Consider the following 23,884-nt stretch of genomic DNA (forward strand, 5'->3'; position numbering starts at 1 on the left):
TGCTCCTGAGCATCATTGAAACCGCCAGATCGGGCTGGCGGTCGTCGCATCTTAGCCAATCGCAAGGGGCATGACAGCAATCGCAGAGTCAGTGCCCGACGTTTTGCTCCTGCGGCTGGTCGCGGGTCACGGCCTTGACCAGTTTGCCAATCGTCAAACCTTGCAGCAGGATCGACGACAGCACCACGATATAAGTGATGCTCAGCAGCAAGTCGCGCTCCGGGCCCAGCGGCAGGGCCAACGCCAGTGCCACGGAAACCCCGCCGCGCAGGCCGCCCCAGGTCAGGATGCGGATCGTGCCTTTGGGCACGGTTTTCCAGCGACGCAACAACAGGATGGCCGGCGCCACGGTGACGAAGCGCGACAGCAGAATCGCCACCGCCAGCAGCCCGGCCGCGAGCAAGTGCGACCACGAGAACGGCAACAGCAGCAGCTCCATGCCGATCAGCGCAAACAGCAAGGCGTTGAGCATGTCATCGAGCAGTTCCCAGAAACCGTCCATGTAGCGGCGGGTCATGTCGTTCATCGCCAGATTGCGGCCAAGGTTGCCGATGATCAAACCGGCAACGACCATCGCAATCGGGCCGGACACATGCAGTTCGGTGGACATTGCCGAGCCGCCGATCACCAGCGCCAGGGTCAGCATGACTTCGATCTGGTACTGCTCGATGCTCTTGATCATCAAGTACACCGCATAGCCGATCACGCCGCCGAACAGCACGCCGCCCAGCGCTTCATGCACGAACAACATGGCGGTTTCGCCGACGGTCGGGGTTTCGCCCAGTTGCGCGATGCCCAGCAATACCGTGAACACCACCACAGCGGTGCCGTCATTGAACAGCGATTCGCCGACAATCGTGGTTTTCAGCGGCTTGGACGCATTGGCGGTACGCAACACGCCGAGCACCGCGATGGGGTCGGTAGGCGAAATCAGCGCACCGAACAGCAGGCAATACAGGAAGCTGACGTGCCAGCCGAACCAGCCGAAGATCGAGTACGCCAGCGCACCGATCACGGTGGTGGCGATCAATACGCCGAACGTCGCCAGCAGGCCGATGGGCCAGCGGTAGTGTTTCAGGTCGCCTAGATTGACGTGCAGCGCGCCGGCGAACAGCAGAAACGACAGCATCCAGTTCATCAGCAGATCGCCAAAATCAATCTGGCCGATCAACTGTTGCACGCGGTCTTCCAGACCCGGATAGCCCATGAAACTCAGGCCTTGCAGGATCAGCGAGAAAAGCAGCGCGGTGACCATGACGCCAATGGTGGGCGGCAGGCCGATAAATCGAAAGTTCACATAGGTGAGCAGCGAGGTGAGGCAGATAAAACCAGCAGCGAGTTCAAGCATCGGTATTCCCGTCATTACGATTCAAAGCGCGCCCGGATGACGTTAAAAAGTCAGCAGGCAAGGGTTTGATGGACCTGCGGCGGATGCAGGCACATTGCTTTCCCGGTAAAACCAGTCAGGCATTGACCCCGACAGGACGCGGACGTTGCAGAAGGATGCCTTGTCTGAAAGAACCTTTCGGCCAGCTTTGGCTCTTAGCTTGTGGACTGGTCTTGCTCGGCATGCTTCTGATGAAGCTCAAACTCTAAGGATTTCGTTATGACGGTTGCTTTCTGGTGCGTATTGATCGCGATTTTTCTGCCGGTCGTGTGTGCAAGTATCGCCAAGTTTTCCAGTGGCAAGTTCAATTCCAAACACAATCACAATCCGCGCAACTTCCTGAATAACCTCGAAGGACTGCCCGCTCGTGCGCATGCCGCGCAGCTCAACAGTTTCGAGATCCTGCCGGGTTTCATTGCTGCGGTGGTCATTGCGCACATCGCGGGCAACGCGCAGTTGGTGACCATCGACGTGGTCGCGGTGCTGTTCATTACCAGCCGCCTGCTTTACATCATCTTCTACCTGGCTGACCTGGCCGCACTGCGCTCGCTGGCCTGGACCATCGGCATGGCTCTGATCGTCAGCCTGTTCGTGGCTTCGGCGACGCCAATGCCTGCGTAACCCTGGCGCAGTCACTGCGGCAATACAGCGCTTGGTCTTTGCCGGATGGCCGAGGATACTGGCCGCCGTTTCTCTCGGCCTGTGTTGATCATGACTTTGAAAAGACTGTGCGTTGTAGTGCTGGCCTGCGCGACTTTGAGCGCCTGCGGTGGTGTGGACCCGAATTCACCCTTGGGTCAGCGCAAGGCGATCTTCAAGCAGATGCTCAAGACCAGTGAAGATCTGGGTGGCATGTTGCGGGGTCGCGTGGCGTTTGACGGGCAGCGTTTCACCGAGGGCGCGGTCAAGCTCGATAGCTTGTCCCACGAACCCTGGAAACACTTCCCACAAGTCAAAGAAGAAGAGCACACAAGCGCCAAGGATGATGTCTGGCAAAAACAGGCACGTTTCCAGGAATTGGCCCGTTCGCTGGAGTCAGCTACCGGCGCATTGGTGATCGCCAGCAATGAAAGGCCTTTCAAGTCCAGCAACCTGACGCCGGCGATGAGCAAGGTGGAAGGTGTCTGCGAGGCTTGCCACAAGGAGTTTCGCGATCATTGATAGATAATCGTTGGAAATTCGATGGTCGCAATACCTGGTTGTGTGAGAGGGGCCTTTGTGGGAGAGGACTTGTCCTCGATAGCCAGCCCAGACGACCTTGATCCACCTGGCACACATGCATTGCTGAAATTAAAGCTATCGAGGACAAGTCCTCTCCCACAGTGAAGTGGCATAGCTTTGAAATCGATTCGCGGGCAAGCCTCGCTCCAACGGATCTGGACGTACAGCCGATGCATTTGCGTCTACTGGAATGCCGTCTTCCCGGCTAAAGCCGGTCCCACAGTGGGACCGGCTTTAGCCGGGAAGGCGTCGGTTCAGACAATACGTCTGGCGCCTGGCGGTTGCCCCCGGACATAGAATCTCCAACAGATGCCTTCAATCCTCCGGCTGCACCGTTTCCAGCTCGGTCTGGGCGTCCTGTAATTCCTTGCGGGATTCGGCGAGTTTGTCTTTGCGTTTGTTGATCTTCTCCGGGTCACCCTTGGTCATGGCCTTATTCAGGTCGGCCTGGCGACGGCTGACTTCGCGCTTGGCATCCAGCACTTTCTGTTCATGCTGTTTGACCAGCGTCGCCTCGCTGCAGTTGGCGTTCACTTCGCTCAGCGCTTTTTCCAGTCCAGCTTGCTGCTGTTTGTTGCCTTCGGCCTTGGCCTCTTCGAGCCTGATGCTGATTTCCTGGCTCTTGACCACACATCCCGTGTCCTGTGGTGGCAGTTCAGCTGCAAAAACTGGCGTGGCGAACAGGCCGAGCAACGCCAGCAGGGCCCGGGGTGACAAAAACTTCATATGAACTCCTTTTGAAAAAAATGATGGCGGCCGAGCGTGACGATGAAATGCCCGGCGCTGCACTAAGTTGGTTGAATCTAAAACCCTTCGACGCCATAAACCCGAAGCTGTTCGCTCAGCGCCTGCACTTCTGGATGCTGGAAAAATGCCACCAGTTGCAGTGCGCGTCCCGGACCGACGCCCGGCTCAGCTTGCCACCGCTCAGCGCTGCGCGTCGCCAGCGCTTGCCAGTCCGGCCCCAATTGCGCGGTACCTGCGGGCGGCAGACCTATCGCAGTGAGCCATGTTGCGAACGGTCGTTGTCGCGCGCTGCCCAGACTGTCGAGCAGTTTAGCGCTGCTGCGCTCGCCGAGACCGGGAATGTTAACAAGCTGGTCGCGATCAAGGGCCATCCAGTCGAGCAGGCCGTTGATCTGGCCGGCATTTATCAGCTTGTCCCAATTTCCGGGCCCGACGCCACTCAGGGCCAGGCCTTTTTTGCCACTAAGCCAGACCAGCCGCGCCCGGAACTGGCTTTCGCAGCCCGTCGTGGGTTGAAAGCAACTGAGGCCGTGATACGCATCGGGGTCGGGAATAGTCAGTTGCGCGCGTTCGAGGTTGCGCGAAACGACACCGTCCAGGCGTGGAATGGTCAGGCCCGCCAGGCTTACTGCGATCTGATCGCCGGGACGAATATCCAGTTCCTGCCAGCGTTGCAGGGAGCCGACGCTGACGCGACTGATCTTGCGGTCATCCAGTTGCACCGGTTTCAATTCCAGCACCGGCGTGATTCGACCGCTTCGGCCTATTTTGAAATTGACCTTGCGCACCTCAGCCAAAGCCTGGGCATAAGGATATTTCCAGGCCGCGATCCAATACGGTGCCTTGGCCTGCCAGCGCTGCGCCGGCGGGCGTTGACCCTGGCGGATGACCACGCCGTCGGTAGCGAACGGCAGCGGTTGGCGGTACCAGTGATCACGCCATTGTTGCGCCTGGGCAAAATTTGTCAGCGGTTCGCTGTAGTGCGCGCTGGAATCGAGCCCCAACGCTTTGAGGCCTGCCATACGCTCGGACATGCCTGCGGGGCCATCTGGCCAGTCCCAGACGAACAGGCCGATTGCCCCGGCTTCGTCGGCGCTGACGACATTACGCGCCAACAGCCCGGCCACTTTGCTGCGGGCATTCAGGCTGCCTTGTGTGGCCTGCACATGATTCTCCAGTCGCCAGTACAACTCGCCCTGCAACACCAGGGTTTCTTCCCATGGCAAATGCGCGGGTATCGCCGGAATCAGTCGCGCATGAACCGTCCAGTCCTGGCCGCGAACACCATCGCCGCGACTGATCATCCGCGCCAGCACGCCTCGCTCGTACACCAGCGTCACAGCGACGCCGTCGACTTTCGGCTGAATCCACAGATCGCTGCGCCCTTTGAGCCAGGCACGCACGGCGTTTTCGTCAGCCAGTTTATTCAAGCCGGTGTGTGGTATCGGATGGAGGATCGGGCCGCTGGCGGTCTTGAGCGGGTTGTCATCGACTGCAACCGGTTGCGCGAAACAGACGCGCAAGAAGTCCAGGCGCTGGCGGGACTGGTCGTACAGCTCGTCCTTGATCAGCGCAACGCCCTGGCGATGGTAACTGTCGTCCCATCCCTCGATTTGCCCTTGCAGGTCGGCGATCTGGCTTCGCGCCTTGGCGGGCGTCCAGTCGGGGCATTTGATTGCCTGGGCGTTGACGGCGAACAGGGCAAAAACCGCGCAAATGGCGGCACGCAGGAAAGGCAGCATCGAAGCATCCTTGCTTGAAGAGGTGGCTGACAGGCTAGCTGCTGCGCTTCAAGGCGGGTGCGTGGCGTGGTTACCGGGTTTTTCTGCCGGTACAGTTCGCCGGGTTTTGCTCGGCGACTGTGTCTTTGAACCTCGACGAGGGCCATGCAAGATTGCCCTTCAATAGCGACGCGCTTGAGAGGTGCATCATGGATATCTCGACCTTGGCGGTTTTCCTTCCGGCCTGCTTCGCGCTGAACATGGCGCCGGGGCCGAACAACCTGCTATCGATCAGCAACGCCACTCGCTACGGCTTTGCCAAGTCGTGCCTGGGCGGGCTGGGACGCTTATTGGCATTCGCGATCATGATTGCGCTGGCAGCGGTGGGGCTGACGGCAGTGCTGCACACTTCCGAATGGTTGTTTCATGCGATCAAGATTGTGGGTGCGGCCTACCTTTTTTATCTCGCGTTTCAGTTATGGCGGGCCAGGGCGGACGAGGCTGGCGAATCGGGCGCGCCCGCCAAGGGCACGGGCAGCCTCGCGCGGCAGGAGTTTCTGGTGGCTATCGGTAATCCCAAGGCGATCTTGCTATTTACCGCGTTCCTGCCGCAGTTCGTCGATCAGGCGGGCGTGGTAACCGATCAATTCGCAGTGTTGGGCGGATTGTTTCTTGCCATGGAATGCATCGCCATCGCGCTTTACGCGTGCATGGGCATTCATGCCCGACGCCTGTTCGCCCGGCCGAGCGGCAAACGGTTGTTCAACCGGATCTGCGCCGGGTTGCTGGCGAGTGCCGCTTCAGTGCTGTTGGTGGCGAGAAGGGCGTAAAGAAGCCAGGAGTTTGCGTTGCTTTGGTGGGAGAGGACTTGTCCTCGAAGAGATTGGCAGGCAATGAAGTGCTGTCAGGTAGATTGAGGTCGGTCGGTCTGACTCATCGAGGACAAGTCCTCTCCCACAAAGGATGGGACGCGCAAACCAAAAAGCCCCTGACGACCACAGTCGCCAGGGGCTTTTCTTACGCCTCAAGCGTAGGGCGTATTACAGACCGGCAGCGGCGCGCAGGGCGTCGGCGCGGTCGGTTTTTTCCCAGGTGAAGGCGGTGAAGGTGTCATCGCCAACCGTCATTTCAACCGGGGTACGACCGAAGTGGCCGTAGGCCGCAGTGGCCTGGTACATCGGGTGCAGCAGGTCGAGCATGGTGGTGATCGCGTATGGACGCAGGTCGAAGTTGTCGCGAACCAGCTTGATGATCTTGTCATCGGACAGCTTGCCGGTGCCGAAGGTGTTCAACGAGATCGAAGTCGGTTGCGCGACGCCGATTGCGTAGGAAACCTGGATCTCGCAACGCTCGGCCAGGCCGGCAGCGACGATGTTCTTGGCAACGTAACGACCGGCGTAAGCCGCCGAACGGTCAACCTTGGATGGATCCTTGCCGGAGAATGCGCCGCCGCCGTGACGGGCCATGCCGCCGTAGGTGTCGACGATGATCTTGCGACCGGTCAGGCCGCAGTCGCCAACCGGGCCACCGATGATGAAGTTGCCAGTCGGGTTGATGTGGAACTGAGTGTCTTTGTGCAGCAGTTCAGCTGGCAGCACGTGCTTGACGATCAGCTCCATCACGCCTTCGCGCAGGTCTTTGTAGGACACTTCCGGATTGTGCTGGGTCGACAGAACGATTGCGTCGATGCCGACAACCTTGCCATTTTCGTAACGGCAAGTGACCTGGGATTTAGCGTCCGGACGCAGCCAAGGCAGCAGGCCGGATTTACGGGCTTCGGCCTGACGATGCACCAGTTGGTGCGCGAAAGTGATCGGCGCAGGCATCAGCACGTCGGTTTCGTTGCTGGCGTAGCCGAACATCAGGCCCTGGTCGCCAGCACCCTGATCTTCAGGCTTGGTGCGGTCAACGCCCTGGGCGATGTCCACGGACTGCTTGCCGATGATGTTCATCACGCCGCAGGTCGCGCCGTCGAAGCCGACGTCGGAGCTGTTGTAGCCGATGTCGAGAATGACTTTACGAACGATGTCTTCCAGATCGACCCAAGCCGATGTGGACACTTCGCCAGCAATGATCGCCACGCCGGTCTTGACCAGCGTTTCGCAAGCTACACGGGCGAATTTGTCTTCCGCGATGATGGCGTCCAGAACCGCGTCGGAAATCTGGTCGGCGATTTTGTCTGGATGTCCTTCGGACACGGACTCGGAGGTGAAAAGGGAGTATTCGCTCATCTCTACGGGTTTCCTGAATTTTACCGATGGTGAGTGTTGCCAGCCGGTCGCTGAAAGTGGCGAACCTGGATCTGGAAACCATTACGTAAGCCTACATAGAGGCTTTCCCCGGGAACTAGCCCCGCAGCGATGGCCCAACGGGCCAGATCATCCTGTTCAAAACCCAACCAGAGATCGCCACAGGCTTCCTTTGCCCAGCTCTGGTCGTGGCTACATAACTCTGTCACCAACAGGCTACCGCCTGGTTGCACCAGGTGGGCCAGTTGTCTGAGTGCTTCAGCCGGTGCGGCGAAATGGTGAAGCACCATGTTCAAGACTACGCAATCGGCGCACACATTGGCGGCGCCCAGTGCATCGGCCAGTTTCAGCTCGACATTAGCCAGTTGCTCGCGCGAGCAGACCTGACGGGCCAGTTCGAGCATTGCCGGGCTGTTGTCCAGCGCGGTCACATGCTTGAAGCGGCGCGCCAGTTCCGGCAGGAAACCGCCATCGCCGGGGCCGACTTCCAGCGCTGTCGCATCAGGGCCGAAGCTCAGTTTGTCGAGCAGCGACAGCAAGCTGTCACGGTACTGCGCCAGACTGGCGATCAAATCCTGCTGGGCACGAAATTTCTCGGCGGTGCGAGCGAAAAAATCCTGGCTGGCGCTGGCCCGTTGCCGATGCACCAGACCGATACGCGCCTGTACATCGTCCGGCAGCGCCAGCGAGTCCACTTCATCGAGCAGCGCCGCGTGCAGCCGACCGCCGGTTTGCCCGGTGTGGGGCAGGGCGCGGCGGTAGAAAATCGCATTGCCTTCGCGACGAGTCGCCACCAGATCGGCCTGGGCCAGCACCTTGAGGTGATGACTCATACCGGATTGGCCGATGGCGAAGATCTGCGCCAGCTCCAGCACGCCGAACGAATCGTTGGCCAGGGCGCGCAAGACATTCAGCCGCAGTGGATCGCCGCCAGCCTTGCACAAGGCAGAAAGGTCGTCGCAATCGTCGTGCCGAATGGCTGGTACGCGTAGGTTCATAAGGCTGGCAGTCTAGTTAGCGACCCCGGTTGTCGCAAGAGCAATATCAAAAAGTTTTGATATTGGGTGATGGGTGGCAGTTCTCAGGCGCCACGATCCCGCGATTGGCACTAGCAGAAAGCCATAGGTGAACAAATAACGAACAGCCAGCAGGAAAAACAACCACAAGCCGCTATCTTTCATTGCCCCCAGCCAGTGCCTGAGGGAAAATGCTCGCCTTTTTCAGATCCATTCTTTTCCCAGTTCCCAGGAGATCAGCGATGCCCAGCCGTCGTGAGCGTGCCAACGCCATTCGTGCACTCAGCATGGATGCCGTGCAAAAAGCCAACAGCGGCCATCCCGGTGCCCCTATGGGCATGGCGGATATCGCCGAAGTACTTTGGCGCGACTATCTGAAACACAACCCTGCCAATCCGGCATTCGCCGACCGCGACCGCTTCATCATGTCCAACGGTCACGGCTCGATGCTGGTTTACTCGTTGTTGCACCTGACCGGCTACGACCTGTCTATCGACGACCTGAAAAACTTCCGCCAGCTGCACAGCCGCACGCCGGGTCACCCGGAATACGGCTACACGCCTGGCGTCGAGACCACCACCGGTCCATTGGGCCAAGGCCTGGCTAACGCTGTCGGTTTTGCCATCGCCGAGAAAACCCTGGCGGCGCAGTTCAACCGCCCTGGCCATAACATCGTTGACCACCACACCTACGTTTTCCTGGGTGATGGCTGCATGATGGAAGGCATTTCCCACGAAGTCGGCTCTTTGGCCGGCACGTTGAACCTGGACAAGCTGATCGCCTTCTATGACGACAACGGCATCTCCATCGACGGCGAAGTGGAAGGCTGGTTCACCGACGACACGCCAAAGCGTTTCGAAGCCTACGGCTGGCTGGTGATCCGCAACGTCGACGGCCATGACGCCGACGAAATCAAGACCGCCATCGACACCGCTCGCAAAAGCGACCAGCCGACGCTGATCTGCTGCAAGACCACTATCGGTTTTGGTTCGCCGAACAAGCAAGGCAAGGAAGAATCCCACGGCGCGCCACTGGGTGCCGACGAAATCGCCCTGACCCGCGCAGCCCTGAAATGGACCCACGGTCCGTTCGAAATCCCGGCTGACATCTATGCCGAGTGGAACGCGAAAGAAAAAGGCCTGGCGGTTGAATCCGAGTGGGATCAGCGTTTCGCTGCTTACTCTGCCGAGCACCCTGAGCTGGCCAACGAGCTGATCCGACGCATGAGCGGCGAATTGCCTGCTGACTTCGCCGAGAAATCCGCAGCTTATGTCGCTGAAGTCAACGCCAAGGGCGAAACCATCGCCAGCCGTAAAGCCAGCCAGAATGCCTTGAGCGCTTTTGGCCCGCTGCTGCCGGAAATCCTCGGCGGTTCGGCTGACCTGGCCGGTTCCAACCTGACCATCTGGAAAGGCTGCAAGAGCATCACCGGCGAAGACGCCAGCGGCAACTACCTGCATTACGGTGTACGTGAGTTCGGCATGGGCGCCATGATGAACGGCATCGCCCTGCACGGCGGCTTCGTGCCTTACGGCGCGACCTTCCTGATCTTCATGGAATACGCCCGTAACGCCGTACGCATGTCCTCGTTGATGAAGAAACGTGTGATCTACGTATTCACTCACGACTCCATCGGTCTGGGCGAAGACGGCCCGACGCACCAGCCAATCGAGCAACTGACCAGCCTGCGCACCACGCCGAACCTTGATACCTGGCGTCCTGCGGATGCGGTGGAATCGGCGATTGCCTGGAAATACGCGCTTGAGCGTGACGACGGCCCATCGGCGCTGATCTTCTCGCGTCAGAACCTGACTCACCAATCGCGCAACGCAATCCAGCTGGCGGATGTCGCCCGTGGTGGTTACGTGCTGCGTGATTGCGTCGGCGAGCCTGAGCTGATCCTGATCGCTACCGGTTCGGAAGTCGGCCTGGCTGTGCAGGCGTTCGACGCCCTCAGCGCGCAAGGTCGCAACGTGCGCGTGGTTTCCATGCCATGCACCAGCGTGTTCGATGCCCAGGACGCGATGTACAAGCAAACCGTTCTGCCGTTGCAAGTCAGTGCGCGTATCGCCATCGAAGCCGCGCATGCGGACTTCTGGTACAAGTACGTCGGTCTGGAAGGTCGCGTCATCGGCATGACCACTTTCGGCGAATCGGCGCCTGCGCCGGCCTTGTTCGAAGAGTTCGGCTTCACCCTGGAAAACATCCTGGGTACGGCTGAAGAGTTGCTGGAAGACTGATTGATGAAATGATTGGCCCCTGTGGGAGCGAGCTTGCTCGCGAATGATGCGACGCGGAGTGTCTGAATCACCGTGCTGCTTTCTTCGCGAGCAAGCTCGCTCCCACAAGGTTTGCGCAATCTGATTTATCACCACGAGAACCCCATGCCCCAACACCGTCCTTATAAAGTTGCACTCAACGGCTACGGCCGTATCGGTCGTTGCGTCGTTCGCGCGCTTTGCGAGCGGGGGGCGAAGGCCGGGTTCGAAGTGGTTGCCATCAACGATCTGGCCGACATGGCCAGTCTCGAATACCTCACGCGCTTTGACTCCACACATGGCCGGTTCCCCGGCGAAGTGCGGGTCGAAGGGCAATACCTGCACATCAATGATCACAAGATCAAAGTGCTGCGCAGTGCTACTCCTGAAGGCATTGACTGGGCCGCGCTGGACATCGATCTGGTGCTGGAGTGTTCCGGGGTCTACAACACCCGCGAAGACGGTCAGCGCTTTCTTGATGCCGGCGCGCCGCGTGTGCTGTTTTCCCAGCCCATGGCCAGTGAAGCCGATGTCGACGCCACCATCGTGTTCGGTATCAATCAACAGAATCTGACCGGCAATGAGCTGCTGGTATCGGCGGCGTCCTGCACCACCAATTGCAGCGTGCCGTTGCTGCGCTTGCTGGATCAGGCCATCGGTCTGGAATACGTGACCATCACCACGATCCACTCGGCGATGAACGACCAGCCGGTGATTGATGCCTATCATCATGAAGACCTGCGCCGCACGCGCTCGGCCTTCCAGTCGATCATTCCAGTGTCCACTGGTCTGGCGCGAGGCATTGAACGCCTGCTTCCGGAACTTGCCGGCCGAATTCAGGCCAAAGCAGTGCGCGTGCCGACCGTCAATGTGTCCTGCCTCGATATCACGCTGCAAAGCGCGCGCGATACCGACGCCGTTGAAATCAACCGAATTCTTCGCGAGGCCGCCACAGGCGGTCCGCTGAAAGGGTTGCTGGCCTATACCGAACTGCCGCATGCCAGTTGCGATTTCAACCATGACCCTCATTCGGCCATCGTCGATGCGAGTCAGACCCGCGTATCCGGCCCACGGCTGGTCAATCTGCTGGCCTGGTTCGATAACGAATGGGGTTTTGCCAATCGAATGCTTGACGTCGCTGATCATTTTTTGCGCGTCGCAGACCAACAACATTAAAAACAGGGATTCACTCATGACCGTGTTGAAGATGACCGACCTCGACCTGCAAGGTAAGCGCGTGTTGATCCGCGAAGACCTCAACGTCCCGATCAAGGACGGCGCAGTCAGCAGTGATGCACGTATTCTCGCCTCGTTGCCGACCATCAAGCTGGCGCTGGAAAAGGGCGCGGCCGTGATGGTTTGCTCACACCTGGGGCGTCCGACCGAAGGCGAGTTCTCCGCTGAAAACAGCCTCAAGCCGGTTGCCGAATACCTGAGCAAGGCCTTGGGCCGCGACGTGCCGCTGGTTGCTGATTACCTGGACGGCGTTGAGGTCAAGCCCGGTGATATCGTGTTGTTCGAGAACGTGCGCTTCAACAAGGGCGAGAAAAAGAACGCTGACGAGCTGGCGCAGAAATACGCGGCCTTGTGCGACGTCTTCGTGATGGACGCTTTCGGCACCGCGCACCGCGCTGAAGGTTCGACCCACGGCGTGGCCAAGTTCGCCAAAATCGCTGCGGCAGGCCCGCTGCTGGCTGCCGAACTGGATGCGTTGGGCAAAGCCCTTGGCGCTCCGGCCCAGCCGATGGCGGCCATTGTTGCCGGCTCCAAAGTCTCCACCAAACTCGATGTGCTCAACAGCCTGAGCGCCATCTGCAATCAGCTGATCGTCGGCGGCGGCATCGCCAACACTTTCCTGGCAGCGGCCGGTCACAACGTCGGCAAATCGCTGTACGAACCTGATCTGCTGGACACCGCCCGGGAAATCGCCGCCAAGGTCAGCGTGCCTTTGCCGACGGACGTCGTAGTTGCCAAGCAATTCGCCGAAAGCGCCGCAGCGACCGTCAAACTGGTCGGCGACGTTGCCGATGACGACATGATTCTCGACATCGGCCCGCAAACTGCAGCGCACTTCGCCGAACTACTGAAATCTTCCAAGACTATTCTGTGGAACGGTCCGGTTGGGGTGTTTGAGTTCGATCAGTTTGGCGAAGGCACCAAGACCCTCGCCAAGGCCATCGCGGAAAGCTCGGCGTTCTCCATTGCGGGCGGCGGCGACACCCTGGCGGCAATCGACAAATATGGCATAGCCGATCAAATCTCCTACATTTCAACCGGTGGCGGTGCGTTTCTGGAGTTTGTCGAAGGCAAAGTCCTGCCAGCCGTGGAAATACTGGAACAACGCGCCAAGGCTTGAGTAGCGGCCTTGGACAAAGGGAATTCACATGCTTAAGCCGTTACCGCTGTTGATTGTCGCGGGTTTGCTCAGCGGATGCGCCAGCGAGCCGGAAGCCGGCGAGGTGGATCGTGCGCCTGATGTGCTGAAAGTCAGCTGCTATCAGGCTCACTGGCAGGCTGAAACCGTGCCTATCCTCTACAAAAGGGGCGGCGATACGGCGCTCGATAAGTACGAATTCATGCCGAATGTCGGGCCGGTGGCCTGTCGTTAAAAGCCGTTCAGGCAATTGATTTGGCAACAACCGGGTACAAAAGTGGTCATTAACAGGTGGATAACTTTTCTGAATAAGGAACTTCACCATGAAAATCTCCGCTCTGGCCTTGGTCAGTTGTGTGGTATTGGCCGGTTGCAGCGGGTCTGGAGCTCACTCCAGGGCCTGTGAAGTATTTACTCCGGCGGCCGTGAATGTGCCGACGACCCAGAACGAACAACGGGTCGAAGCGCAGGCAACGGGTGAGCCGGCCGATGATCGGAATCAGGAACAGAACTGCCCCTGATAGAACGAAGCAACTGGCATGTGCCGTGCTTCACGGGGCAGGCCAGGAGAAGTAATGAAAGGCGTGATTGCTCTTGCGACACTTGCAGTGCTTGGTGGTTGCGCCAGCATGAAGGCACCGGAACAAGGCGACACCTGGACTCATTGGGTGTGTGACAGCAAGGCCCAGGTTCACTGGCGTTTTGTGGGTCAGGCCAAGGCCGAGGTTGATGTCCGGCTCAATGAGAGCGATCAGGTTTTCAGGCTCAAGGCCGAGCCGGGTACGCCGTCGCTGTACAGCAATGGCGTGCTGGCATTCAACGACAAGGGTGATGAAGGCCTGGTTTACTGGGAAGCCACCAATGATTTGATCGGTCGCGGCTGCAAGGCCCGATAAACACCGGATACACCTGCGCCGATGATCGAGCGCACGGCCTTCGGGCCAATGCGCAGAACTTGAACAGCAGCCGCCGCTACGGCAGGCTTGCACGATTAACGACCCTACCGGGAGAGACACATACAATGGCACTTATCAGCATGCGCCAGATGTTGGACCACGCAGCCGAATTCGGTTACGGCGTTCCAGCTTTCAACGTCAACAACCTGGAACAAATGCGCGCCATTATGGAAGCGGCCGACAAGACCGATTCCCCGGTGATCGTTCAGGCTTCGGCCGGCGCTCGCAAATACGCCGGTGCCCCGTTCCTGCGCCACTTGATCCTTGCGGCTGTCGAAGAATTTCCGCACATCCCGGTGGTCATGCACCAGGATCACGGCACCAGCCCTGATATCTGCCAGCGCTCGATCCAGCTGGGCTTCAGCTCGGTGATGATGGACGGCTCGCTGGGTGTGGACGGCAAGACGCCGACCACCTACGAATACAACGTTGAAGTGACGCGCCGGGTTGTTGCCTTCGCTCACGCTTGCGGTGTTTCGGTAGAAGGTGAACTGGGTGTTCTAGGTTCGCTGGAAACCGGCATGGCTGGCGAAGAAGACGGCGTTGGCGCTGAAGGCATGCTCGATCACAGCCAGATGCTGACCGATCCGGAAGAAGCCGCTGACTTCGTGAAGAAGACTCAGGTTGACGCCCTGGCGATCGCCATCGGCACCAGCCACGGCGCATACAAGTTCACCAAGCCACCTACCGGTGACATCCTGGCGATTGATCGCATCAAGGAAATCCACAAGCGCATCCCGAACACGCACCTGGTCATGCACGGTTCGTCTTCGGTGCCGCAAGAGTGGCTGAAGATCATCAACGAGTTCGGCGGTGACATCAAAGAAACCTACGGCGTACCGGTTGAAGAGATCGTTGAAGGCATCAAGCACGGCGTGCGCAAGATCAACATCGACACCGACCTGCGTCTGGCGTCCACTGGTGCAATCCGCGAGTTCATGGCGAAAAACCCAAGCGAATTCGATCCGCGTAAATACCTGGCCAAGACCGTAACGGCCATGCGTGACGTGTGTATCGCGCGCTATGAAGCATTCGGCACCGCCGGTAATGCATCGAAGATCAAGCCAGTGTCCCTGGACGTGATGTTCGAGCGTTACGCCCGAGGCGAGCTGGATGCCAAGATCAACTGAGTCCGGTTGATCCAGCAATGAAAAAGCCCGCAGCGATGCGGGCTTTTTTGTGGGTTTTCGATGCTCCAACGAACCGCATTTAGCTTTTATCAGGCAACCCGATCACCCGCCCGACATAGCTCGGTACAGGCAAATCCCTCTGGTTTTCCACGATCCCCAGCAGCGCATTCAACACCTCTTCATCGAACGGCGCCGAACGCGGCCCCGCCGCCAGATCCACATGCAGCAGCATTTGCTCACTGGCCGCCAGCGGTTCGTCGATATCGACCTTGTGCAGGCTGTGGTAGAGATGCACGCGCTTGTGATCATGGGCGACGATTTGCGTGCGGACTTCGACCAGCTCGCGCACTTTCACCTCGTTCAGGTAGTTGATATGCGCTTCCAGAGTGAACAGCGAATGGCCGCTGGCGTCGCGGTTGTCGCAGGTCAGACCGATGCGCTCCATGAACGCGTCGGTGGCGTAACTGAAAATCAGCATGTAAAAGGCATCGCGCAGATGCCCGTTGTAGTCGACCCAATCGGCGAGGATCGGAGTTTTGTAGGTGATGAGATTGGGCATAAAGAGGTTCCCTGAATTGCTGATCTGTGGGAGCCGAGCTTGCTCGCGAAAGCAATGTTTCAAACGCCGGAGATGTATTGGATGTACCGGGCTCTTCGCGAGCAAGCTCGCTCCCACTAGGTCCTGATCCTGGCCTGGCGCTAGTCGTTGAACGCCATGCCATGCTTGGCCTTGGTCACGCGCACCGCTTCCAGCACGGCGAGCAGGCAGTCATCGCGATAACGTTCCAGCGCGGCGATGCTGTGGCTGCCCAGTTGCTCGCGGGTGCCATCGACCACATCGTCGATCAGCTTGTCGGTAAGTTCCGGCGCAGGCAGGTAAGTCCACGGCAGCTTCAGGGCCGGGCCGAACTGGTTCATGAAGTGCCGCATTCCGGCATCACCGCCCGCCAACGTATAGGTCAGGAAAGTGCCCATGAACGACCAGCGCAAACCGGCGCCAAAGCGAATCGCATCGTCGATCTCACCGGTCGTTGCCACGCCGTCGTTGACCAGATGCAACGCCTCGCGCCACAGCGCTTCGAGCAAGCGGTCGGCAATGAAACCGGGGACTTCCTTGCGTACGTGCAGCGGGCGCATGCCCAGCGACTCATACACCTTGATCGCCGCCTGCACCGCTTCCGGCGCGGTGTGTTGGCCGCCGACCACTTCCACCAGTGGCAGCAGGTAAACCGGATTGAATGGATGGCCGACGACGCAGCGTTCCGGATGCGTCGCGCCTTCGTAGAACTCGCTGGGCAACAGGCCCGAAGTGCTGGAGCCAATCAGTGCATTGGGCTTGGCCGCCGCGCTGATCTTGCCGTGCAGCTCAAGTTTCAGGTCCAGTCGTTCCGGAGCGCTCTCTTGAATGAAATCGGCATCGCGCACGCATTCCTCAATCGTAGCGACAAAGCGCAAGCGATCCTGGGATGCGCCGGACGCCAGGCCTTTCTGTTCAAGCGCGGGCCAGGCATTGGCGACCCGCTTGCGCAAGGCGGCTTCCGCGCCCGGCGCCGGGTCCCAGGCGATGACGTCGAGGCCGTGGGCCAGCGCGCGAGCCACCCAGCCGCTGCCAATGACGCCGCTGCCCAGAGCCGCGAAGGTTTTGATGTCGGTGATGAAGGTCATGGGTAATCCTGAGAATTCTGTTCCGCACTATTTATTGTGGGAGCGAGCTTGCTCGCGAAGGCGCCGTTGCAGCCGATGCATTTGCGCCGTTCGAACACCTCATTCGCGAGCAAGCTCGCTCCCACACGTACATATTCCATACTGGAATCGGGCTCAACCGCGCTTGGTCAAACCCATCTTCACGCGGCCTTCAGCCGGGGTCATGACGCGGGCGCCGAGGCGGCTGAGGATTTCGCTGGCGCGTTCCACCAGTGCGCCGTTGCTGGCCAGCACGCCGCGGTCGAGCCAGATGTTGTCTTCCAGCCCGACCCGCACGTTGCCGCCGAGCAGCACCGCTTGCGCCGCCATGGGCATTTGCATGCGACCGATGCCGAAACCGGCCCACACCGCATCAGCGGGCAAATTGTCGACCATGGCTTTCATGGTGGTGGTGTCCGCCGGTGCGCCCCACGGAATGCCCAGGCACAGCTGAAACAGCGGGTTGTCGAGCAGGCCTTCCTTGATCATCTGTTTGGCGAACCACAGGTGACCGGTGTCGAAAATTTCCAGCTCGGCTTTCACGCCCAACTCCTGGATACGCTTGGCGCCAGCGCGCAACTGGGCGGGCGTGGACACATAAATAGTGTCGCCATCGCCGAAGTTGAGGGTGCCGCAATCCAGGGTGCAGATTTCCGGCAGCAATTCTTCGACATGCGCCAGGCGGGTCAGCGGGCCGACCAGATCAGTGTTCGGGCCGAACTCCAGTGGGCGCTCGCCGGGTCCGATCTCCAGATCGCCGCCCATGCCAGCGGTGAGGTTGACGATGATGTCGATGTCCGCCTCGCGAATACGCTCCATCACTTCGCGATACAGCGCCACGTCGCGGCTGAACTTGCCGGTTTGCGGATCGCGAACGTGGCAGTGGACAACCGTCGCGCCAGCTTTGGCGGCTTCAACGGCCGCCGCTGCGATCTGTTTCGGCGTGACCGGTACAAGATGGCTTCGTCCGGTGGTGTCGCCAGCACCGGTGAGTGCGCAGGTGATGATGACGTCATGGTTCATTGATCAGGTTCCTTGCAGGCTTGGCGTGATTTGTTTTGATGGTGCAAAACTACGCAGCCAGCGCCCCGCAAAAGTGCACAGCGGCGACCCGCTCTTGCACAGCAGCGACCTGTGCTATTGCGCGCTGGTTACCACTCGCGTATCTCAGACGTTTCGATTGGATGTGATTTATTGTGGGAGGGAATTTATTCCCGAACGGGCCAGTGCAAGCTCCGGAGTTACTGCGGCTTGAACCGACGCCTTCCCGGAAAAATCCGGTCCCACAAAGGCTTCACAAATCCCTTGCCCGTCATCTCCAACGGAAACCATCGATGCCCCAGGATTTCTACTTTCTGCTTATGCCGGGTTTTTCGGTGATGGGTTTTGTTTCGGCGGTGGAGCCGTTGCGGGTTGCCAATCGGTTTGGCGGCGAGCTGTATCGCTGGCATGTATTGAGCGCGGATGGCGGCGCGGTGGTTGCCAGCAATGGCATGTCGGTCAACGCTGACGCCGCACTGGAGCCACTGAAGAAGGGCGCGACGCTGTGGGTCGTGGCGGGTTTCGAGCCGTTGAAGTCCTGCACGCCAGCGCTTGAACACTGGCTTCGGCGGCTCGACAACGAAGGCGTGACTTTGGGGGCAATTGATTCAGGGAGTTTTGTACTCGCTCAAGCTGGCTTGCTGGATAACCATCGGCTGACCATGCATTGGGAAGCCATCGATGCGTTCAAGGAGTCGTGGCCGAAGCTGCAGGTTACCCAGGAATTGTTCGAGATCGACCGGCGGCGCATCACCTGCGCTGGCGGCACGGCGTCCATCGACATGATGCTCGACCTGATCGGCCAGGCCCACGGTCCGGAGCTGGCGATCAGGGTGTCGGAGCAATTCGTGCTCGGGCGCATTCGCCCGCGCAAGGATCACCAGCGCATGCAGATCGCCACGCGTTATGGCATCAGCAGCAAGAAACTGGTGCAAGTGATCGGCGAAATGGAACAACACACCGAACCGCCATTAAGCACGCTGCAACTGGCCGAAGGCATTCAGGTCACCCGACGCCAGCTGGAGCGCCTGTTCCGTCTGCACCTCAACGACACGCCGAGCAATTTCTACCTCGGCCTGCGCCTGGAAAAAGCCCGGCAGTTGCTGCGTCAAAGCGACCTGAGCGTGCTGGAAGTCAGCATCGCCTGCGGCTTTGAGTCGCCGTCGTATTTCACCCGCAGTTACCGGGCGCGTTTTGCGCAATGCCCACGGGAAGACCGGCGCTCGCAGGTCAGTCATTGACCATCCAACAGATCTATCTCTTCATCAGCCCCGAACACGCCGCCTTGTAAGCCTCATGCTGATATTTGTTCAGTGAGGCGGGCAGGGCGAAGTCGTGTTTCTTGTTTTGTGCGTTGATGGTTTGCGGCGACATCAGCGTCACCTCGCAATCGGACAACAACTGGAAAATCGTTTCGATCTTGAATGTCGTGGGCCCACCCGCGAACTCACCTTTCTTGCTGCGCTTTTTGATCACGATATGGCTGACGCCGTTCTGCCGGACAAAACTGGCGATCTGCGTCGCGAAGGCTTTGACGTTGGCTGACTCGTCGTCGTCTTCCAGGGCGATCTTCTTGATTGCCAGCGGCAAATGTTCGATGCCGCCATGCTGCAGGGTCGCGAGGGCGAAAATAGCCTCGCTGCCTTTGATTTCCACGCCGCAAATAATCATGAGAAAGCCTTAACTACAAAGTCCGAAATTTATAAGGCCGACACGATAGCCCGTCGAAAAACATCATTCCTGGGCAATCGACTCCAGGTATTCCGAGCGCTCATCGCTCATACGCGCCAGGCAGTCATTCTCGGCAATGGTGAATGCCTTGCTGCCAGCGGCGGCCGGGAAGACTTCCACGGCGCAGTCAGCGTCGCGCAGTTTTTGCCAGGCTTGCTGGGCGGTCTTGAGCTTGCCGGTGAAATAGTCGAATTGCGCCTTGTTGGCACCAAATTGGGTTTGCACCCGCTGCAACAGATTCTGGAAATTCTCGTTGAGCAGCTGCTCGGCGGTCTCGCGGCTGTATTTCGAGCATTCAAGGGTCTGCTTGTCCTCGTCTACGCCATCGCAAGGCGTTGCATCGGGGTTTGTAGCCGCGTGAGCGCCAGTAATGCCAGTCGCCAGAAGAGCCAAAGTCAGGAAAACCGTTTTCATCGAGTCGCTCCGATCCATTGATGCGTTGAATTCTGGCCCATGCGCGAGGCAAAGAACAGGTTTGCGGCACAGACGGCAGCGGCGTCCTGTCGCCCTTTGTCGTTTCTTGACGCTTTCGGCAAGCCCCCTGTCGTTTTTGCACCCGGCTCGCCTGACCCTCCGGCATATGCTGGCCCCAATAGCGCCGACACACGTTTCGGCGCGCAAGCACCTATAAGGGGACAGCCTGATGAGCCCAGCCGAACTGCACGCCGACAGCATCGTTATTGACGGGCTGATCATTGCCAAGTGGAACCGTGAGCTGTTTGAAGACATGCGCAAGGGCGGCCTGACCATGGCCAACTGCACAGTCTCGGTATGGGAAGGGTTCCAGGCCACCATCAACAGCATCTGCACCAGCCAGAAACTGATGCGCGAGAACAGCGACCTGGTCATGCCGGTGCGCACCACTGCCGACATCCGCAAGGCCAAGGAACAGGGCAAGACCGGCATCCTCTTCGGCTTCCAGAATGCTCATGCGTATGAAGACCAGATCGGCTACGTCGAGGTCTTCAAGCAGCTGGGCGTCGGTATTGTGCAGATGTGCTACAACACCCAGAACCTGGTCGGCACCGGTTGCTACGAGCGAGATGGCGGACTGTCCGGTTTCGGCCGCGAAATCGTCGCCGAAATGAACCGCGTCGGTGTCATGTGCGACCTGTCCCACGTGGGTTCCAAGACGTCCGAAGAAGTCATCCTCGAATCGAAAAAACCGGTCTGCTATTCGCACTGCCTGCCGTCCGGCCTCAAAGAGCATCCGCGCAACAAGTCTGACGAAGAGCTGAAGTTCATCGCCGATCACGGCGGTTTCGTCGGCGTGACCATGTTCGCGCCGTTCCTCGCCAAAGGCATCGACTCCACCATCGACGACTACGCGGAAGCCATCGAATACGTGATGAACATCGTCGGTGAAGATTCCATCGGCATCGGCACCGACTTCACCCAGGGTCACGGCCAGGACTTCTTCGAATACCTGACCCACGACAAGGGCTACGCGCGGCGCCTGACCAGCTTCGGCAAGATCATCAACCCGCTGGGGATCCGCACCGTGGGCGAGTTCCCGAACCTGACCGAAACCCTGCTCAGACGCGGCCATCCGGAGCGCGTGGTGCGCAAGATCATGGGCGAAAACTGGGTTAACGTTTTAAAAGACGTCTGGGGCGAATAACCCGCCGACGCCAGACCGCAACCCTCGATGAATTGAACACCCCACTGCCAGTTTCGCAGTGGGCTACCCCCGAATTTCTGGAGTTTGACCCCATGGCTAAAATCGCCCCGCAACTGCCTATCGAAGTCGACAGCGAAACCGGTGTCTGGACCTCCGATGCATTGCCGATGCTCTACGTGCCGCGCCACTTTTTCGTCAATAACCACATGGGCATCGAAGAAGTGTTGGGCGCTGATGCCTACGCCGAAATTCTCTACAAGGCTGGCTACAAATCCGCCTGGCACTGGTGTGAAAAAGAAGCCGAATGCCACGGCCTGGAAGGCGTTGCGGTGTTCGAACACTACATGAAACGTCTGTCGCAGCGCGGCTGGGGCCTGTTCAAGATCCAGGACATCGACCTGGAAAAAGGCACCGCCAGCATCAAGCTTGAACACTCGTGCTTCGTGTACGTCTACGGCAAGGTCGGTCGCAAGGTCGATTACATGTTCACCGGCTGGTTCGCCGGTGCCATGGACCAGATTCTCGCCGCCAAGGGCAGTTCGATCCGCACCGTGGCCGAGCAGGTTTACGGCGGTTCGGAAGAAGGTCACGACGACGGCCTGTTTATCGTCAAGCCGTTGTAAGTCGAGGTACGCAAAATGGCTTTCGAAGCGATGTTCCAGCCGATTCAAATCGGCAAGCTCACTATCCGCAACCGCGTATTGAGCACGGCCCATGCCGAGGTCTACGCGACCGATGGCGGCATGACCACCGACCGCTACGTGAAGTACTACGAAGAGAAAGCCAAGGGCGGCATCGGCCTGGCGATCTGCGGCGGCTCGTCAAGCGTCGCTATCGATAGCCCGCAAGGCTGGTGGAAATCGGTCAACCTGGCGACCGACAAGATCATCCCGCACTTCCAGAATCTCGCTGACGCCATGCACAAGCACGGCGCCAAGATCATGATCCAGATTACCCACATGGGCCGTCGTTCCCGCTGGGATGGCGATCACTGGCCGACCTTGCTGTCGCCGTCGGGCATCCGCGAGCCGGTACACCGCGCGACCTGCAAGACCATCGAGCCGGAAGAAATCTGGCGCGTAATCGGCAACTACGCCAGCGCAGCCGCGCGGGCCAAGGCCGGTGGCCTGGATGGCGTCGAGTTGTCCGCCGTGCACCAGCATATGATCGACCAGTTCTGGAGTCCGCGCGTCAACAAGCGTACCGACGAGTGGGGCGGCAGTTTCGAAAATCGCATGCGTTTTGGTCTGGAAGTGATCAAGGCCGTGCGCAAGGAAGTCGGTCCTGATTTCTGCGTTGGCCTGCGTCTGTGCGGCGACGAGTTCCATCCCGATGGCTTGAGCCATGAAGACATGAAGCAAATCGCCAAGTATTACGACGATACCGGCATGATCGACTTCATTGGCGTCGTGGGCTCGGGTTGCGACACCCACAACACCCTGGCCAACGTCATCCCGAACATGAGTTATCCACCGGAGCCGTTCCTGCATCTGGCGGCCGGCATCAAGGAAGTGGTCAAGGCGCCAGTTCTGCACGCGCAGAACATCAAGGACCCGAATCAGGCCACGCGGATTCTCGAAGGCGGTTACGTCGATATGGTCGGCATGACCCGCGCCCACATCGCCGATCCGCACCTGATCGCGAAGATCAAGATGGGCCAGATCGACCAGATCAAACAATGCGTCGGCGCCAACTACTGCATCGACCGCCAGTATCAAGGCCTGGACGTGCTGTGCATCCAGAACGCCGCGACATCCCGTGAATACATGGGCGTGCCGCACATTATCGAGAAATCCACCGGCGTGAAGCGCAAGGTTGTGGTGGTCGGTGCCGGTCCTGCAGGCATGGAAGCGGCCCGGGTTTCGGCCGAGCGTGGCCATGACGTGACGCTGTTCGAGAAGAAGGAATTCATCGGCGGGCAAATCACCACGGCTTCGAAAGCGCCGCAGCGTGACCAGATCGCCGGTATCACCCGCTGGTTCCAGCTGGAACTGGCACGCCTGAAAGTCGATTTGCGTCTGGGCACGGCTGCCGACGCGGCGACCATCCTCGATCTGCGCCCGGATATCGTGGTGCTGGCGGTGGGCGGTCATCCGTTCCTGGAACAGAACGAACACTGGGGTGCGGCTGAAGGTTTGGTGGTCAGCAGCTGGGACATCCTCGACGGCAAGGTTGCGCCGGGCAAGAACGTGCTGGTCTACGACACCATTTGCGAATTCACCGGCATGTCTACCGCCGACTTCCTCGCGGACAAGGGTTGCCAGGTCGAGATCGTCACCGACGATATCAAGCCGGGCGTTGCCGTTGGCGGCACGTCGTTCCCGACGTATTACCGCAGCATGTACCCCAAGGAAGTGATCATGACCGGCGACATGATGCTGGAAAAGGTCTACCGCGAAGGCGACAAGCTGGTGGCGGTGCTGGAGAACGAATACACCGGTGCCAAAGAGGAGCGGGTGGTGGATCAGGTGGTCGTCGAAAACGGCGTGCGCCCGGATGAAGAAATCTACTACGCCCTCAAGGAAGCCTCGCGCAACAAGGGCCAGATCGACATCGAAGCCTTGTTCGCCATCCAGCCGCAGCCATGTCTGAGCGAGCCGGGTGACGGGTACTTGTTGTTCCGCATCGGCGATTGCGTGGCGCAGCGTAATACCCATGCCGCGATCTATGACGGCTTGCGTCTCTGCAAGGATTTCTAACGGCAGCTACAAGCTACAAGCCTCAAGCTGCAAGTTAAAGCACAGCCGTT

At 59.3% G+C, this 23,884-nt stretch carries 24 protein-coding genes and 1 pseudogene; 15 read left to right on the forward strand and 10 right to left on the reverse strand.

Annotated features, from left to right (window positions below; genetic code table 11):
* Positions 1-88: 88 nt before the first annotated feature.
* A complete protein-coding gene (locus ACP7E4_RS16655) occupies positions 89-1,348 on the reverse strand; it encodes a cation:proton antiporter (RefSeq protein ID WP_426116132.1) in 1,260 nt (419 codons plus the stop codon).
* 155 nt (positions 1,349-1,503) lie between these two features.
* Between ACP7E4_RS16655 and ACP7E4_RS16660 the strand changes: the two are divergent.
* The 3 genes and pseudogenes from ACP7E4_RS16660 to ACP7E4_RS16670 form a co-directional block, all read left to right on the forward strand.
* Positions 1,504-1,596, forward strand: a pseudogene (locus tag ACP7E4_RS16660) (EamA family transporter); the annotation flags it as partial.
* 10 nt (positions 1,597-1,606) lie between these two features.
* Positions 1,607-2,008 carry an MAPEG family protein gene (locus ACP7E4_RS16665; RefSeq protein ID WP_426116134.1) on the forward strand — a complete coding sequence of 134 codons (402 nt, stop codon included), beginning with the start codon at positions 1,607-1,609 and terminating at the stop codon, positions 2,006-2,008.
* 90 nt (positions 2,009-2,098) lie between these two features.
* Positions 2,099-2,548 carry a c-type cytochrome gene (locus ACP7E4_RS16670; RefSeq protein WP_426116136.1) on the forward strand — a complete coding sequence of 150 codons (450 nt, stop codon included), beginning with the start codon at positions 2,099-2,101 and terminating at the stop codon, positions 2,546-2,548.
* Positions 2,549-2,923: 375 nt separating this feature from the next.
* Here ACP7E4_RS16670 and ACP7E4_RS16675 read toward each other — a convergent pair whose 3' ends face one another.
* Complete coding sequence (locus ACP7E4_RS16675) at positions 2,924-3,334, reverse strand: DUF1090 domain-containing protein (RefSeq protein ID WP_426116138.1); 411 nt, start codon at positions 3,332-3,334, stop codon at positions 2,924-2,926.
* Positions 3,335-3,411: 77 nt separating this feature from the next.
* The gene (gene ligB / locus ACP7E4_RS16680; RefSeq protein ID WP_426116140.1) at positions 3,412-5,097 is read right to left on the reverse strand and encodes an NAD-dependent DNA ligase LigB; all 1,686 of its coding nucleotides are present in this window, start codon (positions 5,095-5,097) and stop codon (positions 3,412-3,414) included.
* Positions 5,098-5,285: 188 nt separating this feature from the next.
* Between ligB and ACP7E4_RS16685 the strand changes: the two genes are divergently transcribed.
* The gene (locus ACP7E4_RS16685) at positions 5,286-5,906 is read left to right on the forward strand and encodes a LysE family translocator (RefSeq protein ID WP_426116142.1); all 621 of its coding nucleotides are present in this window, start codon (positions 5,286-5,288) and stop codon (positions 5,904-5,906) included.
* Positions 5,907-6,116: 210 nt separating this feature from the next.
* Here ACP7E4_RS16685 and metK read toward each other — a convergent pair whose 3' ends face one another.
* Together metK and ACP7E4_RS16695 are read right to left on the reverse strand one after the other, a co-directional pair.
* On the reverse strand, positions 6,117-7,307 hold the full coding sequence (gene metK, locus ACP7E4_RS16690) for a methionine adenosyltransferase (RefSeq protein ID WP_426116144.1): 1,191 nt from the start codon (positions 7,305-7,307) through the stop codon (positions 6,117-6,119).
* A gap of 20 nt (positions 7,308-7,327) precedes the next feature.
* Positions 7,328-8,323 carry an ArsR/SmtB family transcription factor gene (locus ACP7E4_RS16695; protein ID WP_426116146.1) on the reverse strand — a complete coding sequence of 332 codons (996 nt, stop codon included), beginning with the start codon at positions 8,321-8,323 and terminating at the stop codon, positions 7,328-7,330.
* A gap of 260 nt (positions 8,324-8,583) precedes the next feature.
* Here ACP7E4_RS16695 and tkt point away from each other — a divergent pair, with 260 nt between their 5' ends.
* The 7 genes from tkt to fba all read left to right on the forward strand — a co-directional run bounded on the left by tkt (position 8,584) and on the right by fba (position 15,059).
* The gene (gene tkt, locus ACP7E4_RS16700) at positions 8,584-10,581 is read left to right on the forward strand and encodes a transketolase (RefSeq protein ID WP_426116148.1); all 1,998 of its coding nucleotides are present in this window, start codon (positions 8,584-8,586) and stop codon (positions 10,579-10,581) included.
* Between the two features lie 144 nt (positions 10,582-10,725).
* Complete coding sequence (gene epd, locus ACP7E4_RS16705) at positions 10,726-11,775, forward strand: erythrose-4-phosphate dehydrogenase (protein WP_426116150.1); 1,050 nt, start codon at positions 10,726-10,728, stop codon at positions 11,773-11,775.
* Between the two features lie 16 nt (positions 11,776-11,791).
* Positions 11,792-12,955 (forward strand): phosphoglycerate kinase, encoded by a 1,164-nt coding sequence (locus ACP7E4_RS16710; RefSeq protein WP_426116152.1) that lies wholly within the window; start codon positions 11,792-11,794, stop codon positions 12,953-12,955.
* A 28-nt stretch (positions 12,956-12,983) separates the two neighbouring features.
* Positions 12,984-13,208, forward strand: coding sequence for a hypothetical protein (locus tag ACP7E4_RS16715; RefSeq protein ID WP_426116154.1), 225 nt, complete (start codon positions 12,984-12,986; stop codon positions 13,206-13,208).
* 88 nt (positions 13,209-13,296) lie between these two features.
* Complete coding sequence (locus ACP7E4_RS16720; RefSeq protein ID WP_426116156.1) at positions 13,297-13,494, forward strand: hypothetical protein; 198 nt, start codon at positions 13,297-13,299, stop codon at positions 13,492-13,494.
* A gap of 54 nt (positions 13,495-13,548) precedes the next feature.
* A complete protein-coding gene (locus ACP7E4_RS16725; RefSeq protein WP_065831572.1) occupies positions 13,549-13,869 on the forward strand; it encodes an MliC family protein in 321 nt (106 codons plus the stop codon).
* Between the two features lie 125 nt (positions 13,870-13,994).
* On the forward strand, positions 13,995-15,059 hold the full coding sequence (fba, locus tag ACP7E4_RS16730) for a class II fructose-bisphosphate aldolase (RefSeq protein ID WP_020293577.1): 1,065 nt from the start codon (positions 13,995-13,997) through the stop codon (positions 15,057-15,059).
* A gap of 79 nt (positions 15,060-15,138) precedes the next feature.
* On the opposite strand, the gene ACP7E4_RS16735 is transcribed toward fba, so the two are convergent.
* The 3 genes from ACP7E4_RS16735 to ACP7E4_RS16745 all read right to left on the reverse strand — a co-directional run bounded on the left by ACP7E4_RS16735 (position 15,139) and on the right by ACP7E4_RS16745 (position 17,765).
* On the reverse strand, positions 15,139-15,618 hold the full coding sequence (locus ACP7E4_RS16735; protein WP_426116159.1) for a thioesterase family protein: 480 nt from the start codon (positions 15,616-15,618) through the stop codon (positions 15,139-15,141).
* Between the two features lie 140 nt (positions 15,619-15,758).
* Positions 15,759-16,724 carry an L-carnitine dehydrogenase gene (locus ACP7E4_RS16740; RefSeq protein ID WP_426116161.1) on the reverse strand — a complete coding sequence of 322 codons (966 nt, stop codon included), beginning with the start codon at positions 16,722-16,724 and terminating at the stop codon, positions 15,759-15,761.
* Between the two features lie 153 nt (positions 16,725-16,877).
* Positions 16,878-17,765 carry a 3-keto-5-aminohexanoate cleavage protein gene (locus ACP7E4_RS16745; RefSeq protein ID WP_020293580.1) on the reverse strand — a complete coding sequence of 296 codons (888 nt, stop codon included), beginning with the start codon at positions 17,763-17,765 and terminating at the stop codon, positions 16,878-16,880.
* A 311-nt stretch (positions 17,766-18,076) separates the two neighbouring features.
* Between ACP7E4_RS16745 and ACP7E4_RS16750 the strand changes: the two genes are divergently transcribed.
* Positions 18,077-19,024: a GlxA family transcriptional regulator gene (locus tag ACP7E4_RS16750; protein WP_426116164.1), complete on the forward strand. Its 948-nt coding sequence runs from the start codon at positions 18,077-18,079 to the stop codon at positions 19,022-19,024.
* Positions 19,025-19,037: 13 nt separating this feature from the next.
* On the opposite strand, the gene ACP7E4_RS16755 is transcribed toward ACP7E4_RS16750, so the two are convergent.
* Both ACP7E4_RS16755 and ACP7E4_RS16760 read right to left on the reverse strand, forming a co-directional pair.
* Positions 19,038-19,454 (reverse strand): DUF3010 family protein, encoded by a 417-nt coding sequence (locus ACP7E4_RS16755; protein WP_426116166.1) that lies wholly within the window; start codon positions 19,452-19,454, stop codon positions 19,038-19,040.
* Between the two features lie 63 nt (positions 19,455-19,517).
* On the reverse strand, positions 19,518-19,928 hold the full coding sequence (locus tag ACP7E4_RS16760) for a lysozyme inhibitor LprI family protein (protein WP_426116168.1): 411 nt from the start codon (positions 19,926-19,928) through the stop codon (positions 19,518-19,520).
* A 229-nt stretch (positions 19,929-20,157) separates the two neighbouring features.
* Here ACP7E4_RS16760 and ACP7E4_RS16765 point away from each other — a divergent pair, with 229 nt between their 5' ends.
* The 3 genes from ACP7E4_RS16765 to dgcA all read left to right on the forward strand — a co-directional run bounded on the left by ACP7E4_RS16765 (position 20,158) and on the right by dgcA (position 23,834).
* On the forward strand, positions 20,158-21,135 hold the full coding sequence (locus tag ACP7E4_RS16765) for a dipeptidase (RefSeq protein ID WP_426116170.1): 978 nt from the start codon (positions 20,158-20,160) through the stop codon (positions 21,133-21,135).
* Positions 21,136-21,227: 92 nt separating this feature from the next.
* Positions 21,228-21,758, forward strand: a complete 531-nt coding sequence (locus ACP7E4_RS16770) for a DUF5943 domain-containing protein (protein ID WP_065831565.1) — start codon at positions 21,228-21,230, stop codon at positions 21,756-21,758.
* Between the two features lie 15 nt (positions 21,759-21,773).
* On the forward strand, positions 21,774-23,834 hold the full coding sequence (dgcA, locus tag ACP7E4_RS16775) for a dimethylglycine demethylation protein DgcA (RefSeq protein WP_426116172.1): 2,061 nt from the start codon (positions 21,774-21,776) through the stop codon (positions 23,832-23,834).
* Positions 23,835-23,884: the final 50 nt, after the last annotated feature.

The sequence above is a fragment of the Pseudomonas sp. DSP3-2-3 genome, assembly GCF_049898225.1.
Classification (GTDB): Bacteria; Pseudomonadota; Gammaproteobacteria; order Pseudomonadales; family Pseudomonadaceae; genus Aquipseudomonas.